Annotated in this window: 17 protein-coding genes; 3 read left to right on the top strand and 14 right to left on the bottom strand. The window is 74.4% G+C overall.

Translation table 11 applies throughout. The features are described 5' to 3' along the window. Window positions 1-126: 126 nt before the first annotated feature. The 3 genes from MTQ10_RS18640 (at window position 127) to MTQ10_RS18630 (ending at window position 3,348) form a co-directional block, all read left to right on the top strand. The gene (locus MTQ10_RS18640; protein WP_247469518.1) at window positions 127-966 is read left to right on the top strand and encodes a tryptophan 2,3-dioxygenase family protein; all 840 of its coding nucleotides are present in this window, start codon (window positions 127-129) and stop codon (window positions 964-966) included. Next, on the top strand, window positions 959-2,191 hold the full coding sequence (gene kynU, locus MTQ10_RS18635) for a kynureninase (protein WP_247469517.1): 1,233 nt from the start codon (window positions 959-961) through the stop codon (window positions 2,189-2,191). Before MTQ10_RS18640 ends, kynU begins: the two co-directional genes overlap by 8 nt. Window positions 2,192-2,478: 287 nt before the next feature. After that, the gene (locus MTQ10_RS18630) at window positions 2,479-3,348 is read left to right on the top strand and encodes an alpha/beta hydrolase (RefSeq protein ID WP_247469516.1); all 870 of its coding nucleotides are present in this window, start codon (window positions 2,479-2,481) and stop codon (window positions 3,346-3,348) included. 202 nt (window positions 3,349-3,550) lie between these two features. On the opposite strand, the gene MTQ10_RS18625 is transcribed toward MTQ10_RS18630, so the two are convergent. The 14 genes from MTQ10_RS18625 to MTQ10_RS18555 all read right to left on the bottom strand — a co-directional run bounded on the left by MTQ10_RS18625 (window position 3,551) and on the right by MTQ10_RS18555 (window position 14,378). Then, window positions 3,551-3,964: a holo-ACP synthase gene (locus tag MTQ10_RS18625; protein ID WP_247469515.1), complete on the bottom strand. Its 414-nt coding sequence runs from the start codon at window positions 3,962-3,964 to the stop codon at window positions 3,551-3,553. Next, window positions 3,961-4,629 (bottom strand): adenylate kinase, encoded by a 669-nt coding sequence (locus MTQ10_RS18620; RefSeq protein WP_247469514.1) that lies wholly within the window; start codon window positions 4,627-4,629, stop codon window positions 3,961-3,963. The genes MTQ10_RS18625 and MTQ10_RS18620 overlap by 4 nt, the downstream gene beginning before the upstream one ends. Continuing rightward, a complete protein-coding gene (locus MTQ10_RS18615; RefSeq protein ID WP_247469513.1) occupies window positions 4,629-5,981 on the bottom strand; it encodes an MFS transporter in 1,353 nt (450 codons plus the stop codon). Before MTQ10_RS18615 ends, MTQ10_RS18620 begins: the two co-directional genes overlap by 1 nt. Then, window positions 5,978-6,655, bottom strand: a complete 678-nt coding sequence (locus MTQ10_RS18610) for an L-threonylcarbamoyladenylate synthase (protein WP_247469512.1) — start codon at window positions 6,653-6,655, stop codon at window positions 5,978-5,980. The genes MTQ10_RS18615 and MTQ10_RS18610 overlap by 4 nt, the downstream gene beginning before the upstream one ends. A gap of 164 nt (window positions 6,656-6,819) precedes the next feature. Beyond that, window positions 6,820-8,280, bottom strand: coding sequence for a class I adenylate-forming enzyme family protein (locus MTQ10_RS18605; RefSeq protein WP_247469511.1), 1,461 nt, complete (start codon window positions 8,278-8,280; stop codon window positions 6,820-6,822). After that, complete coding sequence (locus tag MTQ10_RS18600; protein ID WP_247469510.1) at window positions 8,277-9,017, bottom strand: hypothetical protein; 741 nt, start codon at window positions 9,015-9,017, stop codon at window positions 8,277-8,279. The genes MTQ10_RS18605 and MTQ10_RS18600 overlap by 4 nt, the downstream gene beginning before the upstream one ends. Continuing rightward, window positions 9,014-9,385 carry a hypothetical protein gene (locus MTQ10_RS18595; protein ID WP_247469509.1) on the bottom strand — a complete coding sequence of 124 codons (372 nt, stop codon included), beginning with the start codon at window positions 9,383-9,385 and terminating at the stop codon, window positions 9,014-9,016. The genes MTQ10_RS18600 and MTQ10_RS18595 overlap by 4 nt, the downstream gene beginning before the upstream one ends. Then, window positions 9,378-10,229, bottom strand: coding sequence for an enoyl-ACP reductase FabI (locus MTQ10_RS18590; RefSeq protein WP_247469508.1), 852 nt, complete (start codon window positions 10,227-10,229; stop codon window positions 9,378-9,380). Before MTQ10_RS18590 ends, MTQ10_RS18595 begins: the two co-directional genes overlap by 8 nt. Before the next feature lie 32 nt (window positions 10,230-10,261). Then, complete coding sequence (locus MTQ10_RS18585) at window positions 10,262-11,026, bottom strand: SDR family NAD(P)-dependent oxidoreductase (RefSeq protein WP_247469507.1); 765 nt, start codon at window positions 11,024-11,026, stop codon at window positions 10,262-10,264. Continuing rightward, window positions 10,992-11,378 (bottom strand): hypothetical protein, encoded by a 387-nt coding sequence (locus tag MTQ10_RS18580; protein WP_247469506.1) that lies wholly within the window; start codon window positions 11,376-11,378, stop codon window positions 10,992-10,994. Before MTQ10_RS18580 ends, MTQ10_RS18585 begins: the two co-directional genes overlap by 35 nt. Continuing rightward, window positions 11,375-12,466 carry an NAD-dependent epimerase/dehydratase family protein gene (locus MTQ10_RS18575; protein ID WP_247469505.1) on the bottom strand — a complete coding sequence of 364 codons (1,092 nt, stop codon included), beginning with the start codon at window positions 12,464-12,466 and terminating at the stop codon, window positions 11,375-11,377. Before MTQ10_RS18575 ends, MTQ10_RS18580 begins: the two co-directional genes overlap by 4 nt. Then, on the bottom strand, window positions 12,463-13,653 hold the full coding sequence (locus tag MTQ10_RS31305; RefSeq protein WP_282612326.1) for a beta-ketoacyl synthase N-terminal-like domain-containing protein: 1,191 nt from the start codon (window positions 13,651-13,653) through the stop codon (window positions 12,463-12,465). The genes MTQ10_RS18575 and MTQ10_RS31305 overlap by 4 nt, the downstream gene beginning before the upstream one ends. Next, the gene (locus MTQ10_RS18560; RefSeq protein ID WP_247469504.1) at window positions 13,650-14,063 is read right to left on the bottom strand and encodes an acyl-CoA thioesterase; all 414 of its coding nucleotides are present in this window, start codon (window positions 14,061-14,063) and stop codon (window positions 13,650-13,652) included. The genes MTQ10_RS31305 and MTQ10_RS18560 overlap by 4 nt, the downstream gene beginning before the upstream one ends. Before the next feature lie 33 nt (window positions 14,064-14,096). Beyond that, complete coding sequence (locus MTQ10_RS18555; RefSeq protein WP_247469503.1) at window positions 14,097-14,378, bottom strand: acyl carrier protein; 282 nt, start codon at window positions 14,376-14,378, stop codon at window positions 14,097-14,099. Between the last annotated feature and the right edge of the window lie 210 nt (window positions 14,379-14,588).

The following is a 14,588-nucleotide window of genomic DNA, read 5'->3' as shown; positions in this document are numbered from 1 at the left end:
GTTCCTCGGGCGGGCGGGCCTTGCGGTGTGCGGGGCGGATTGTGAGGATGCGGGTGGGGACCGGGGCCCCCGTGCCGGTAACGGCAGGGGCGGACCGCTACCCGGAGCACACAGCAGGAGACAGCGATGTCCCAAGAGGCTCACGACATCCACGAGCCCGAGACTCCGCATCTCGATTTCGAAGGCACGACGCCGTACGAGGACTACGTCAAGGCGGACGTGCTCACCCACCTCCAGCACACCCTCTCCGACGATCCCGGAGAGATGGTCTTCCTGGTCACGACCCAGGTGATGGAGCTGTGGTTCACCGTCATCGTCCACGAGTGGGAGACGGCGGCACGCGCCCTGCGCGCGGACGACGTGGCGACGGCGATCGACGCACTGAAACGTTCCGTCCGTGAGCTGGAGGCGCTCAACGCGTCCTGGAAGCCGCTCGGGCAGCTCACCCCGCAGCAGTTCAACTCCTACCGGTCCGCGCTCGGCGAGGGTTCCGGTTTCCAGTCGGCGATGTACCGCCGTATGGAGTTCCTGCTCGGTGAGAAGTCGGCGTCCATGCTCGTCCCGCACCGTGGCGCCCCCCGCGTCCACGCGGAGCTGGAGAAGGCGCTGCACGAGCCGAGCCTGTACGACGAGGTGCTGCGGCTGCTCGCGCGGCGCGGGTACGGCATCCCGCGGGACGTCCTCGACCGTGACGTGTCCCGGCGCTACGAGCCGTCGGAGGCGGTGGAGGCGGCGTGGACCGAGGTGTACGCGGGTGACCCGACCGCCGACGTGGCCCGTCTCGGCGAGGCGCTGACCGATGTCGCCGAGCTGGTGTGGCGCTGGCGCAACGACCACCTCGTCGCCACGCGCCGCGCCATGGGCGCCAAGCCCGGCACGGGCGGCTCGGCCGGTGTGGCCTGGCTGGAGAAGCGCGCGCAGAAGAACGTCTTCCCCGAGCTGTGGACGGCGAGGTCCCATGTCTGATCTGGACGCCGCTGCCGTGTCCGAGCTGTCGGAGCGGGCCCGGAAGCTGGACGCCGCCGACGAACTGGCGTATCTGCGGGACCGGTTCGTCCTCGACGACACCGTCTACCTCGACGGCAACTCCCTCGGCGCGCTGCCCGCGCACGTGCCGGACCGGGTGGCGGACGTGGTGCGCCGCGAGTGGGGCGAACTGCGCATCCGCTCCTGGGAGGAGAGCGGCTGGTGGACGGCGCCGGAGCGGATCGGTGACCGTATCGCACCGCTCGTGGGGGCGGCGCCCGGGCAGATCGTGGTGGGCGACTCCACCAGCGTGAACGTGTTCAAGGCGCTGGTGGCGGCCGTACGGCTGGCCCGTGAGGGCGGTCCGGCCGGTGCGGGCCGGGACGAGATCGTCGTGGACGCGTCGACGTTCCCCACCGACGGCTACATAGCCGAGTCGGCCGCCCGCCTCACCGGCTGCACCCTGCGCCCGGTGCTCCCGGCCGAGGTGCCGGGCGTGCTGGGCGAGCGCACGGCGGCGGTGCTGCTCAACCACGTCGACTACCGCACCGGCCGGCTGCACGACCTGCCGTCCCTGACGGCGGCGGTGCACGCGGCGGGAGCCGTGGCGGTGTGGGACCTGTGCCACAGCGCGGGCGCGCTGCCGGTCGGGCTGGACGAGCACGACGTGGACCTGGCGGTCGGCTGCACCTACAAGTACCTCAACGGCGGCCCCGGCTCGCCCGCGTACCTGTATGTGCGGCGGGAGCTTCAGTCCCGCTTCGACTCCCCGCTGCCGGGCTGGAACTCGCACGCGGAACCCTTCGGAATGCGGTCGGAGTACGCCCCGGCGGAGGGTGCCGTGCGCGGCCGGGTCGGCACGCCGGACATCCTGTCCATGCTCGCGCTGGAGGCCGCCCTCGACGTGTGGGACGGGGTGTCGGTCGACGCGGTGCGCGCCAAGTCCCTCGCGCTCACGGACTTCTTCCTGGAGTGCGTGCGGGAGTACGTCCCCGAGGGCCGCGTCGTGCCGGTCACACCGGTCGCGCACGCGGAACGCGGCAGCCAGGTCGCGCTGCGGTGCGGGGACGCGGGCGAGGTGATGCGGCGGCTGATCGCGCGGGGTGTCGTCGGTGACTACCGGGCGCCGGACATCCTGCGCTTCGGTTTCACGCCGCTGTACGTCGGTTTCGCCGACGTGGAGCGGGCGGCGCGGGTGCTCGCAGAGACGCTTCGGGAGTCGTGAGGCGCCGCCGGGGCCCTGTTCCGCCGCAGGTGGGACGGGGCCCCGGCGCATTCCGGTACGCCGCCTGCCACCGGCCGGCACGTGTCACCCGCCCGGGGGAACCACGGCCGCCCGGGGACGCCGTGCTGTCACGGGACGGTGGCGAACCGTTTACCCATCACCCTGCGTGACATCCAGGGTGTCCGCGCACGTCACCGGCCTGATAACGTCCCGGCCAACGGCCTGATTCTCTCCTGGTCCGTCATCACCGGTTCACCAAGTACGTTTCGTCGCTGAGAGGTTGGAGCATGCCGGACGACGTCGCAGCAGCCCGGGCCGCCGCCGAGGAGGGGTCGGCCTTCTCGCACCCGCCCGTCGATCCCGACACCACCGCGGCCTACGGCGACCACCCCGACCAGGTCATCGACTTCTACGCCCCGCGCGCCGAACGCGGCCCCGGCGGACCGGCCCCGCTGGTCGTCGTCCTGCACGGCGGCGCCTGGCGCGCCCCCTACGACCGGCGGCACGTCAGCCCGTTCGCCGCGTTCCTCGCCGGGCGCGGTTTCGGGGTGGCGCTGGTGGAGTACCGACGGGGTGCCGAGGGCGATGCCGCCGTCGCCGGCCTCTGGCCCGACACGTTCGACGACGTCGCCGCCGCGCTGGACGCGCTGCCCGGCCTGGCCCGGGAGGCGCTGCCGCAGACCGACCCGCGCCGCGTGGTCGTCACCGGCCACTCGGCGGGCGGCCACCTCGCGCTGTGGGCGGCGGCCCGGCACGTGCTGCCCGCCGACGCGCCGTGGCGCCTCGACGGCCCGCCGGAGCTGCGGGGCGTGGTCGCGCTGGCCCCGATCGCCGACCTGGCGGTCGCGGAGAAACTGGACGTGTGCGGGAACGCTTCGCTGCAACTCCTCGGCGGCGAGGAGAAGTTCGAGGAACGCCGCCCGTACGCCGACCCGGCCCTGCTCCTGCCGACCGGTATCGCGACGACCCTCGTCCAGGGCCGCGCCGACATCGACGTACCGCAGACGGTGGCCGAGTCGTACGCGGACGCGGCGGCCAAGGCGGGCGAGGTGGTCGGCGTGACCCTGCTGGAGGACGTGGGCCACTTCCCCCTGATCGACCCGGCGGCGGACGCGTGCGCGGTGGTCGCGGAGGAGATCGCCCAGCTGGCCTGGTGAGGGGACGCGGCGGGCGGTGAGCCGACGGGACCCTTGACGCCGGTGGCCTGCAAGGGAGTTGAGTGACCCGACACGGTTCGGCCGTCGGCTGCCCCACGGCCCGTGGGCGGTGCGGCGGATGCCGCCGCCCGTGCTCGGCCCGTGCCGGCACCGCCCGCCTGCCCGCCCCACGCGGGTGGGAGCGGGCAGGCGGGCGGCAGGGTCAGGGGCCGTGGGTGCCGTCCGTCGCCGGTCTCGTCGGGGTGTCGTCCCCCTCCGCCACCACCAGCGCCGTGGCGATGCCTGCGTCGTGGCTGAGGGAGACGTGCCAGGCGGTGATGCCGAGGCGGGCGGCGTGGGCGGTGGCGGGGCCGTGGGTGCGGACGGACGGGCGGCCCGACGCGCACTGGGTGACCTCGATGTCCCGCCAGCCCACCCCGAGCGGCCCGCCGAGCGCCTTCAGCACCGCCTCCTTCGTGGCGAAGCGGGCCGCGAGGGAGGCCGGGGGGCGTTCCGCGCCCGACGGGAAGCGGCGCTCCGCCGGGGTGAACAGGCGGGCCGCCAGGGCGGGGGTGCGGACCAGGCTGCGGGACAGCCGGGCCACGTCCACCACGTCCGCGCCGACCCCGCGGATCACGGCCGTGCCCCGGCGCCCGCCAGGCCCAGCGCGCCCAGCACCCGGCGGGTCACCTCGTCCGTGGTGCCCGCCGCGTCGACCGTGCGGAGCAGACCGGCCTCGGCGTAGAACCGGGCGACGGGCGCGGTCTGTTCCGCGTACACGGCGAGCCGCTGCCGTACGGTGTCGGGCCGGTCGTCGGTGCGCTGGTACAGCTCGCCGCCGCAGTGGTCGCACAGGCCGCGCACCGCGGGCGGCGCGGACCGCAGGTGGAAGATGTGCCCGCTGTCGGCACGGCACACCTGACGGCCGCCGATCCGCCGTACCACCTCCTCCTCGTCCACGGCGAACTCCAGCACCGCGGTCAGCGCCGTGCCGGTCTCGGCGAGGATCGTCTCCAGCGCCTTCGCCTGTACGGCGCTGCGCGGGCAGCCGTCGAGGACACAGCCGTCGCGGACGCTCGACGAGTGCAGCCGGCCGCGGACGATCGCGGTGATCAGCGCGTCCGGGACGAGACGGCCGGAGTCGAGGAAGTCCGCCGCGCGGCGGCCCAGGACCGTGCCGGCGGTGACCTGTTCGCGCAGCAGGTCACCGGTCGACAGATGCGGTACGCCGAACCGTTCCGCGAGCCGTCGGGCCTGCGTCCCCTTGCCCGCGCCCGGCGGGCCGAGCAGCACGACACGCATCAGCGGACCTCCGCCGCCGTACGGGGCGCGCCGCGCCGCAGCGCCGTCACGATCAGCGCCGAGCACACCAGCAGCCCGCCGGTCAGCCACAGCCCGGGCCGGACGGAGCCCGTCCAGTCCTTCAGCCAGCCCGTGAAGTAGGGCGCGGCGAAACCGCCGAGGCTGCCGATCGTGTTGACCAGCGCGATACCGGCCGCCGCGCTTTCCTTGCCGAGCATCGCCGTCGGCAGTGCCCAGAACACCGGGATCGCCGACAGCACCCCGACCGCGCACACACTGATCACGATCATCGTGACGAGGGGGCCGTCCATGTACAGGGCGATCGGCACGGTCACCCCGGCGAGCACCGCCGGCAGCGCCACCGTCCAGGGGGCGCCCGGCGCGCGCTGCGCCCGCCTGCCCCACAGCAGCATCGCGACGGCGCCCAGCGCGTACGGCACGGCGTTGATCAAACCGCGCTCCACGATGGAGAACTCGCGGCCGTCGTCCCCCTGGAACCCGGCGATGATCGTCGGCAGGAAGAAGCTCAGCGCGTACAGGCCGTACACGATGCCGAAGTAGGCGATGCCGAGGGCGAGGGTGCGCGGGGTGAACCAGCCGCCGCGCCGGGGCCGCCGCTCGGGCTCGGGGGTGTCCTCGGCGACACGGTCCAGCAGCCAGTCCCGTTCGGCGTCCGTGAGCCAGCGCGCCTCGCGCGGGCCGTCGGGCAGCGCCCGCCACACCACGATCGCGAGGAGCAGCGCGGGGATGCCCTCCAGCAGGAACATCGCCCGCCAGCCGGGCAGCCCGGCCAGCCCGTCGGCGTGCTGCACGATCAGCCCGGACAGGGGTGCGCCGAGCGCGGTGGACAGCGGCAGCGCGACGAAGAAGCCGGCCATCATGCGGGTGCGGACGTTCTTCGGCAGCCACAGCGTCAGATAGAAGACGATGCCGGGCAGGCAGCCCGCCTCGGCGACACCGAGCAGCAGCCGGGCGATCTGCAACTGGCCGGCGCTCGTCACGAACGCGGTGAGCGTGGCGACGACACCCCAGGAGACGAGGATGCGCACCAGCCAGGCGCGGGCGCCGAACCGGCGCAGTGCCATGTTGCTGGGGACCTCGACGAGGGAGTAGCCGAGGAAGAAGATGCCGGAGGCGAGGCCGAACGCCGACGAGGACAGGTTCAGTGCCTCGTTCATGCCGTTCGGCGCGGCGAAGGCGATGTTGCTGCGGTCCAGATAGCTGACCAGGTACAGCAGTCCGAGCAGGGGCAGCAGACGCCGGCCGACCTTGGCGTAGAGGCGGTCGGCGGATATCTCCTCGCCCGTCCGGGCCGTCTCGGCGGCCCGGATCGACGTCACAGGTCTGGTCACGACGCGTCCTCCAGGAGGTGTGCGAGATCGCCCAGGGCGTCCTTGATGTGCGCGTGCGTGATGTCGCCGAGCCGCAGCACCTCGAACGGGGTCTTCGCGGCGGTGACGATGGTGGAGGACGCGGTGGTGCCCTGCTTCTCGCCGCGGATCACCATGTCCACGGCGTCACCGATCTGACGGACGGCCAGGTCCAGGTCGACGAGGACGCCGTCGGCCTGCCCGGACAGGTTGGCGGAGGTCATCGCGACCGGCTTGCCGGTGAACTCGATCAGCCGCTGGATGGTCGGATTGGACAGGCAGCCGAGGGCGACGGTCGGGCCGCCGCACACCAGGTGGTCCGGGATGCGGTGGTTGCGGGGCAGGACGATGTTGAACGGGCCGGGCCAGAACGCGTCGGTCAGCCGGCGCACGGCCTCCCGCAGCTCGGCGGGCACCTCGGTGTACTCCTCCCACTCCTGCGGGTGCCGCACGAACAGGGTGAGCGGCGAGGTCGGCGGGCGCCGCTTGATGGCGAAGGCCCGCTCGACGGCGGCCCGGTTCCACGGGTCCAGGGTCAGCGCCAGGTTGGTGTCGGAGGGCGCCACCACCACCCCGCCGTTGCGGACCAGGTCGCCCGCGGTGCGCAGATTCTCGTCGGTGGGAGCGGCGACGTTGGCGTACGTGTCGACGGTCATGTGTCTCACTTCCGGTGCTGTTGCTCGTGACGGTGTGGGGGGTGGTGCCTTGCGCTATGAGGGGTGGTGCTTCAGGGGGGCGGGGTGCTCGGGCACGGGTGCGGGGCTGTCCGGTACGGCCCTTCGGAGCGGCGCTCCGGGCACCCTCGGTGGCTCCCGCCCGCCTACTTGCTGAGCTGCGTCGAGGAGTCGACGAGGGTGAACGTGCGCGGTACCTCCACCGCGCGCAGCCGGCCCCGGCACCAGCGCCGCAGCTCGGCGGCGTCGACGCCGGGCCCGCCGGGCCGGGGCAGGATCTGCGCGGCCAGACCGCTGCCGTCGTCGCCGTCGGCGGCGACGCGGGCGGCGCTGACCTCGGGGTGGTCGACGAGGACGCGTTCGACGAGGCCGAGGAAGACCTTCTCGCCGGCGACGGAGGTGACCCGGCGTGCCCGGCCCACCAGCCGGTAGGTGCCGTCGGGCAGTTCCTCGCAGATGTCGCCGGTGGGCACCTCGTCCCCGGCGGGGTAGGGCACGTGGCCGCCGTCGATGTAGGAACCGGTCTGCGCGGTCGGCGTACGGACGACCAGCTCGCCGTCGGGTTCGAGCCGCCAGCTCACCCCGGCGAGCGGCAGGCCGAGCCCGCCGTCGTACGGGGCGTCGCCCGGGGTGTGGGTGGCGACCCGCGGCCCGGCCTCGGTCAGGCCGTACGTGGTGCGCACATCGGGTACGCCGCGGGCGCGCAGCTCGGCGAGCGCGGTGCGGCCCAGCCGGTCCCCGCCGACGGTGATCTGGCGCAGGGACGCCGGGAAGGGCTCCCCGCTGTCCAGGACCCGCATCAGCAGGTGCGGGGTGAGCGCGGTGTGCGTGGCGGCGAAGCCGCGGGCGGTGTCGAACCAGTTCGCCGTGGAGAACGGCGGCTCGACCAGGGCGAGCGCGGCACCGGAGGCGAGGACGCCGAGGACTCCGCAGACGAACGCCGACGAGAAGTACATCGACTGCGACAGCAGATACCGGTCGCCGGGGCCGAGCCCGCCGACACTGTCCCAGTGCATGCCGGCGTTGCGCAGCAGCCGGGAGCGGCGGTGCACGACGGCCTTGGGCAGGCCGGTGCTGCCGGAGGTGGCCAGCACCAGCGACGGCTCGTCGTACGGTGGTGCGCCCGCGCCGGGGGTGCCGTCCAGCCGCAGCAGTACGGTGCCCGCGTCGCGTGCGAGGGGGCTGCTGCCGTGTGCCGCCCAGGTGCGGGCGACGGCGGGGGTGAGCCGGCCGGCGACGGCGCCGGTGGCCGCCGCGAGGAGGCGGTAGCTGTCCGGGGCGAGCGCGTCCGACAGCAGTACCGGCACCAGCCCGGCGTCCCAGGCGGCGGCCACGTCGAGCAGGGTGGTGAGCCTGCTGCCGGTGCCGACCAGCACCCGGTCGCCGGGTGCGAAGCCCAGTGCCGCCCACTGGTCGGCGCGTTCCGCGACGCCCGCCGTCAGGGCGGCGGCGTCGAGGACCCGTACCCCTCGGGACGTGTACTCGGTGACGGAGGCATCGGGATGCACCCAGCCGGCGCCGGCCGCGGCGCCCGCCACGACCGGGGCGCCCGTGGGACGCCGCGCGCCGTCGGCCGTCCCCGGCAGCACCTCCACAGCCCGGCTCATCGCGCCGCCACCGTCCTGCTGTCCGCCAGCAGCGGGGCGACCCGGTGGGCGGCGGCGAAGTCCTCCGCGGCGGGGGCGCCGGCTTGCCCGTGCGGGCCGCGCGGCCCGTACAGGTCGGCCGGGGCCAGCGCCACCACATGCTGCTCGGAGACGGACACGGCACTGTCCACGTGGTCCACCGCGGCGAGCACCGCCAGGCCCTCCCCGCCGCGCAGCCCGGGATCGGGCAGCCACGTGACATGGCCGACGTACCCGGTGCCGATGGCGCCGGAGCCGAGCCGCAGCGCGGCGAGGAACAGGGCGCCGTCGAGGGTGGCGCGCTGCCCGGCGAGCACCACGGACGGGCCGCGGGCGGCGAGTTCGCGGGCGGTGGACTGGGCGACGATGTTGTAGCCGGCGACGGAGAACGTGGACGGGGAGCGCCGCCCGGCGGCGAGCGCCCCGGCGAAGGCCTTGACCGAGCGCTGGTTGCCGCGCCGTGTGCTGACGAACACCCCTCGGGTGAAGGGGTCGGTGTCGTCGGCGGGCGCGGCGGCGGTCAGTTCGCGGGCGGCGAGCGCGCCCAGCAGGGAGGCCGGGTCCTGCTTGCCGCGCACGTCCTGCGGTGCGACCTCGGTGACGAGGCCTTCGGGGATGTGGTCGCGGGCGAGTTCCGCGCGGAAGCCGGGGGTGGCGAGGACCACCGCCGTACGCAGCCGGAAGGCTCCGCGCAGGCCGTGGAAGAGCACGGTCGTCATGTCACCTCCTGGGTGCGGACGGTGGCCGAGGAGTGGAGTCGGCCCTGGACGGACAGTTCGGTACGGACGGTGGACAGCCGGCCGGAGCGCAGCAGCCGCGCCCGGAGCATCGCCCCGGCGGGGACCGGGGCCGTGGGGTCGGTGCGCAGGTCGTCGAGGCGGGCGGGGACGCAGCGGGCGGCGCCGCGTGCGCGGGCGGCGAGCCGGCAGGCGATCTGGTGCATGGCCTCGACGGCGACGAGCGGCCCGGCGCCGGTGAGGTCGCCGGCGGGCAGGACGAGTTCGGCGCGTGCGGTGTCGCCGTCCACGTCGAGCGGCCCGCACAGGGCGAGGAACCAGCCGTTGCGGGGGGTGTGCGGGTCAGCCATGGCCGGCGTCCCCGGGCCAGGTGCCCATCATGTGGTAGCCGGCGTCGACGTACACGGTCTCGCCGGTGGTGCCGGAGGCGAGGTCGCTGAGCAGGTAGAGCGCGGTGCCGGCGACGTCGTCGGTGGTGATGGGGCGGCCGAGCGGGCTGCGTTCGGCGCGCTGGGCGAGGGAGGCCGCGAAGTTGGGCAGCCCGAACGTGGCGAGGGTGCGGACGGGCCCGGCGGACAGAACGTTGACGCGGGTGCCGGACGGGCCGAGTTCGGCGGCCAGGTAGCGGGCGGCGGACTCCAGGGCGGCCTTGGCGACGCCGAGGACGTTGTAGCCGTGGCAGACGCGTTCGGCGCCCAGGTAGGACAGTGTCAGCAGGCTGGAGTTCGCGGTCAGGTAGGGGCGGGTCGCGGCGGCGGCGCCGATCAGCGAGTAGACGCTGGACTCCATCGCGTGGGTGAAGCCGGTGCGGCTGGTGGCGGCGAGACCGCCGGCGAGTTCGTCCTTGTCGGCGTGGGCGACGGCGTGCACGAGGAAGTCGATGCCGCCGTGCCGTTCGGCGAACTCGGCGCACACCCGTTCCAGCGCGCCGTCCTCCAGTACGTCGCAGTGCGCGAGATACGGCGCTTCGGTGCCGTCGGCGGCCAGCCGGGGTGTGGCGCGGCGCAGCCATTCACCGGCGGAGGACGCCCGGTAGGTGAAGCCGAGTCCGGCGCCCTCGGCGGCGAGGCGGCGGGCGATGCCCCAGGCGATGGACCGCTGGTTGACGACGCCGAGGACGAGGCCGCGGCGGCCTTCGAGCAGCCCGGCGCGGCCGGTCACGGCAGCGGTGTCCGTGGCGGGGGCGGTGGTCATGGGTGTCTCCTCGGGGAGGGTCGTGGGGGCGCTCACAGCTGGGCACCTCCGGCGACCGGCAGGACCGCGCCGACCAGTTCGGGGCTGCGGGTCACGAGCGCGGCCACCACCTGGGCGACGTCGCGCGGGTTGGTGAAGCGGCGCAGCGGGATCTCCTGCAGGTACTTCCTGCGGTCCTTGCCGTCGAGCATGGTCCGGGTCAGGTCGGTCTCGACGAAGCCGGGTTCGACGACGTTGGCGAACACGTTGAACCGGGCGCCCTCCAGGGCGATGTTGGCGGCGTACCGGGTCAGGGCGGCTTTGCTGACGCCGTACATGGCGTTGCCGACGCGGGCGTTGCGGCGGGCCTGGGAGGAGATGAAGACGATGTCGCCGCGGCGGCGCCGCACGAGGTGGGGCAGGGCGGCGTGGGTGAAGGTGACGGCGCTGCCCAGGTTGGTGTCGAGGACCTGCTCCAGTTCGGGCCAGGTGACCTGGTTGACGAGCCGGTCGACGGTGAGGCCCTGGTTGTTGACGAGGGCCTGGAGCCGGCCGGTCGCGGCGACGGTGTCGACGAACTGGCGTACCTGGTCGGCGTCGCGTCCGTCGACCAGGTGGCCGCGGGCGAGTCCGCCGGTGGCCTCGGTGAGTTCGTCCGCGGCCCGCTTGGAGCTGAGGTACGTGAACTCGACGTCGTACCCCTCCTGGGTGAGCCTTCTGGCGACGGCGCGGCCGATGCCGCGGGCCCCGCCGGTCACCACCGCGACGGGCCGCCCGGAGGGCTCAGTCCCGTCCGGTTTCCCGGTGCTGTCGGTCATCGGTGACGACCTCCCCTCGTACGGCGACGACCTCCCGGCCGTCCGGTTGTTCGATCAGTGCGGTGCAGGTGACGGCGCCGGCGTCGTCGGCGGTCGCCGTGAGGCGGACCCGGGCGGGCGGCACGAGGGGCCGCGCGAACCGCACGTCCCGCAGGCCGTGTGCGGCCGGGTCGAGCCGGCGGGCCAGGCCGAGCAGCAGATGGGCGGCGGCCGAGCCGGGCAGGACGGGGTTGCCGGGGAAGTGCTCGGCGAAGACCGGCCAGCGCGGGTCGAGGTCGAGCACGGCGGTCACGGTGCCGTCGCCGTGCTGTGTGTCGGGGGTGAGCGGAATGCCCAGCAGGTGGCCGCTCATGCCGCCGCCCCCGTGTCCCGCCGGGCAGTGCGCCGCGCCGCCAGTCGCGCCAACTGGCCGGTGACGAAACGGGCGTAGGAGTCGGCGTCCACGCGGGGGCGGGCGCCGGCCGGGACGTGCGCGTCGAGCACGGCGTGGTCGAAGCGGAACCCGCAGCTCATGAATGCGACGTTGTCGGCGTTGACGGACGCGTACGCCCGGTCCAGTGCCGTCCGGGGCGGCCCGAGCCGCAGCACCCGCTGTCCGAGGGCCGCGTTGACGGCGTCCGCGGCGGCGGCGTTGGTGAGGGTCTGGTCGCCCAGGTGGTAGTAGGCGGCCAGGTCGTCGCCCCGTCCGGCACGGTCGGCGAGGGCGGCGCAGCTCGCGGCGAGCTGGTCGACGTGGGCGAGGGGCGGCGCGTTGCCGGGTTCGGCGTCGATCGTGAGGACCGCGCGGCGGGCGGTGACCTTCGCCAGCATCTCGACGAGGGTGAAGTACCCGGCGCGGTTGTCCTGCACGGGCGGGTGCCCGGCGGGTCCGAGGACCGAGCCGAGCCGCAGCATCGACACGGGCGCCCCGGTGCGGGCCCGCAGATTGTCCAGCATGTGCTCGGTGAGCAGCTTCGACGCGACGTACGGGTTGACGGCGTCGGGCCGCCACACCGGTGCCTCGGTGATCGTGTCCCGCCGGGCGGGCGAGCCGGGGCCGGTGACGCCGACGGTGGAGATGTGGAAGAAGCGTTCCGTCGGCGCGCACACCTCCAGCAGCCGCAGCGGTACGGCCGTGTTGGCTGCGACGGTCGCGGCGAGCCGGTCCTGGTCGTACGACAGGGACGCGCCGACGTTCCACACCTGCGCGACCGTGCCGAGCCCGGCGGCGCGCAGCGCGGCGGGGGTCAGCGCGTCCAGCGGCAGCGCGGTCACCCGCTCCGGCAGGTGCGCCGGCGCCGCGGTGGCCTTGAGGACGCGTCCGATGCGGCGCCGCAGCTTCGGCAGGTCCGGCTGCCCGGCGGTGAGCAGCAGCACCCGGTCGAACGCGGGCAGCAGCGCGGCGGTCAGCGCGGTGCCGACGAGGCCGCCGGCGCCGGTCACAACGAGGTTCCGGGTCATGCGGCACCGCCCGCGGCGAGGACGAGGCAGGAGTTGGCGCCGCCGAAGCCGTAGGTGACGCTCACGCCGAGGGGGCGGCCCTCGGGCAGCGGCAGCGGCCACTCGCCGGTGGCGACGGGCGCGCCGGCCCAGCGGGCGTGCGGGACGCGCAGGCCCGCGGTCGGCGGGGCGACCCGCTCACGCAGCGCGTACGCGGTGAGCAGCGCCTCCACCGCGCCGGTCGCGCCCAGCGAGTGGCCGAGGGCGCCCTTGGTGCCGGAGACAGGGACGTCCCGCTCAGGGAAGACCGTCGTGTACACGGCGGCCTCCAGCTCGTCGTTGACGGGCGTGCCGGAGCCGTGCCCGTTGAGGTGGGCGACGTCGGCCGGGGTGCCGCCGGCCCGCTCCAGGGCGGTGCGCAGCATGCGGGCGGCGCCCTCGCCGGACAGGTCGGGGGAGGTCAGTGCGTCGATGTCGGTGCTGGCGGCCCAGCCGCGCAGCTCGGCGAGGGGCGTGCCGGGCAGCCGGTCCGCGTCGGTGAGGACCAGCGCGCACGCGCCCTCGGCGAGGGTGGTGCCGTCGCCGTCGGCGTCGTAGGGGCGGCAGCGGTCGGGCGACATGGTCTTCAGCCCGGAGTGGCCCGTGTACTTGCCGGGTTCCAGGGAGTCCACGCCGACCGCGACGACGACCGGGGCGATGCCGGAGGCGACGAGGTCGGCGCCGTAGCCGACGGCGTCCGTGCCGGAGGAGCAGGCGGAGGACAGCACCACGACCGGGCCGGTCAGGCCCAGCCGGGCCGCGACGACGCTCCAGAAGTGGTCCAGCTCCACGTCGGGCCCGGACTGTTCGAAGATGTCGCCGAGGCTGACCCCGACGGTCACCCACGCGCCGGTCAGCTCCGTCCGGTCCACACCGGCCGCCTCCGCCTCGGCGAGGGCCTCGGTGAGCGCGGCCTCGGCGAGCGCGGCCAGGCGGGGCCCGCCGGTGAGGCCGGCGTGCCCGGCCACCTCACCGACGGTGCCGCTGCGGCCCGTGCTGCCCGGGTCGAACAGGGTGAGCGGGCCGAGGCCGCTCTCCCCGGCGCGCACCTTCCGCCATGTGGAGTCGGCGGAGCCGGCGAGGCAGGTGGTGGCGCCGGCCGCGGCGACGGCCACTCGCACGGGGGCCTGGACGCACGCGGAGTCGGATGCGGGGGAGGCGCCGGTCATGCGGCGCGCTCCGCGGACCGGGCGGCGGGCAGCTGCCGGGCGACGGACTCCGGCACGGGCAGCAGCCGGTACGGCTCCTTCTGCACGAAGACGAGGTTCAGTTCGGCGCGGGCCAGCAGCTTGCCGCGGGCCTCGGCGCGGAAGTGCAGCTGGAGCGAGCGGCCCAGGTTCTCGGCGCGGGTCACGGACACCTGCACGGTGTCGTTGCGCAGCGCCGAGTTGCTGTAGGAGGCGCGGACGCGGGCGACGCGGATCTCGACGCCCTCGCCGAAGAAGCCGGGCGGGCTGCTGTAGCGGCCGAGGAACTCCTTGAGGGCGTTGCTGTACCACTTGAGGTAGTTGGAGAAGTGCACGACTTCGAACTCGTCCACTTCGGCGTCCCGGACGGGATGCTCCACGCTGAGGATCATCAGGTTCCCCCCTCTGGTGTGTCGCGGGCCGGTTCAGCCGGCGAGCTTGCGGCCGACGAGGGCGACGATGCGGCCGACGGTGGCGAAGTTGTCGGGGACGAACTCGCCGTCGGTGACGGATATGCCGTACTCGTCCTCCAGGTGGGCGAGCAGCTCGGCGAAGCCGAGGGAGTCCACGCCGACGTCGGTGCCGAGGAGCATGTCGTCGGTGATCTCGGCGGGCTCCATGTCGATGAACAGGGCGTCCACGATGAACTGCTTGAGGTGGGCGGCGACGGCGTCGGCGGAGAAGGTCTCGTTCGCTGCGACGGTCATGGTGTGCGGTCTCCTCGCTGGGTGGGAGGCCGGGCGGGGGCGTCTCCCGCCGCCCGGCGGTGAAGGGTGGGGTGGGTCCGGGAGGATGCTCTTATGGATGTCAAGCAGCGGTTGTGAGGTGATTCGGGGCCGCTGCGGTGGCGTTGGTGATGGTCAGGACGTGGTAGATCTCGCGGGCGACGAACCGCTTGAGGCAGCGGATGATCTCCT

The organism is Streptomyces sp. XM83C, assembly GCF_023072675.1.
Taxonomy (GTDB): domain Bacteria; phylum Actinomycetota; class Actinomycetes; order Streptomycetales; family Streptomycetaceae; genus Streptomyces; species Streptomyces thermocoprophilus.
The sequence above is the reverse complement of the archived record's forward strand: the minus strand, read 5'-3'. Positions and strand labels throughout refer to the sequence as shown.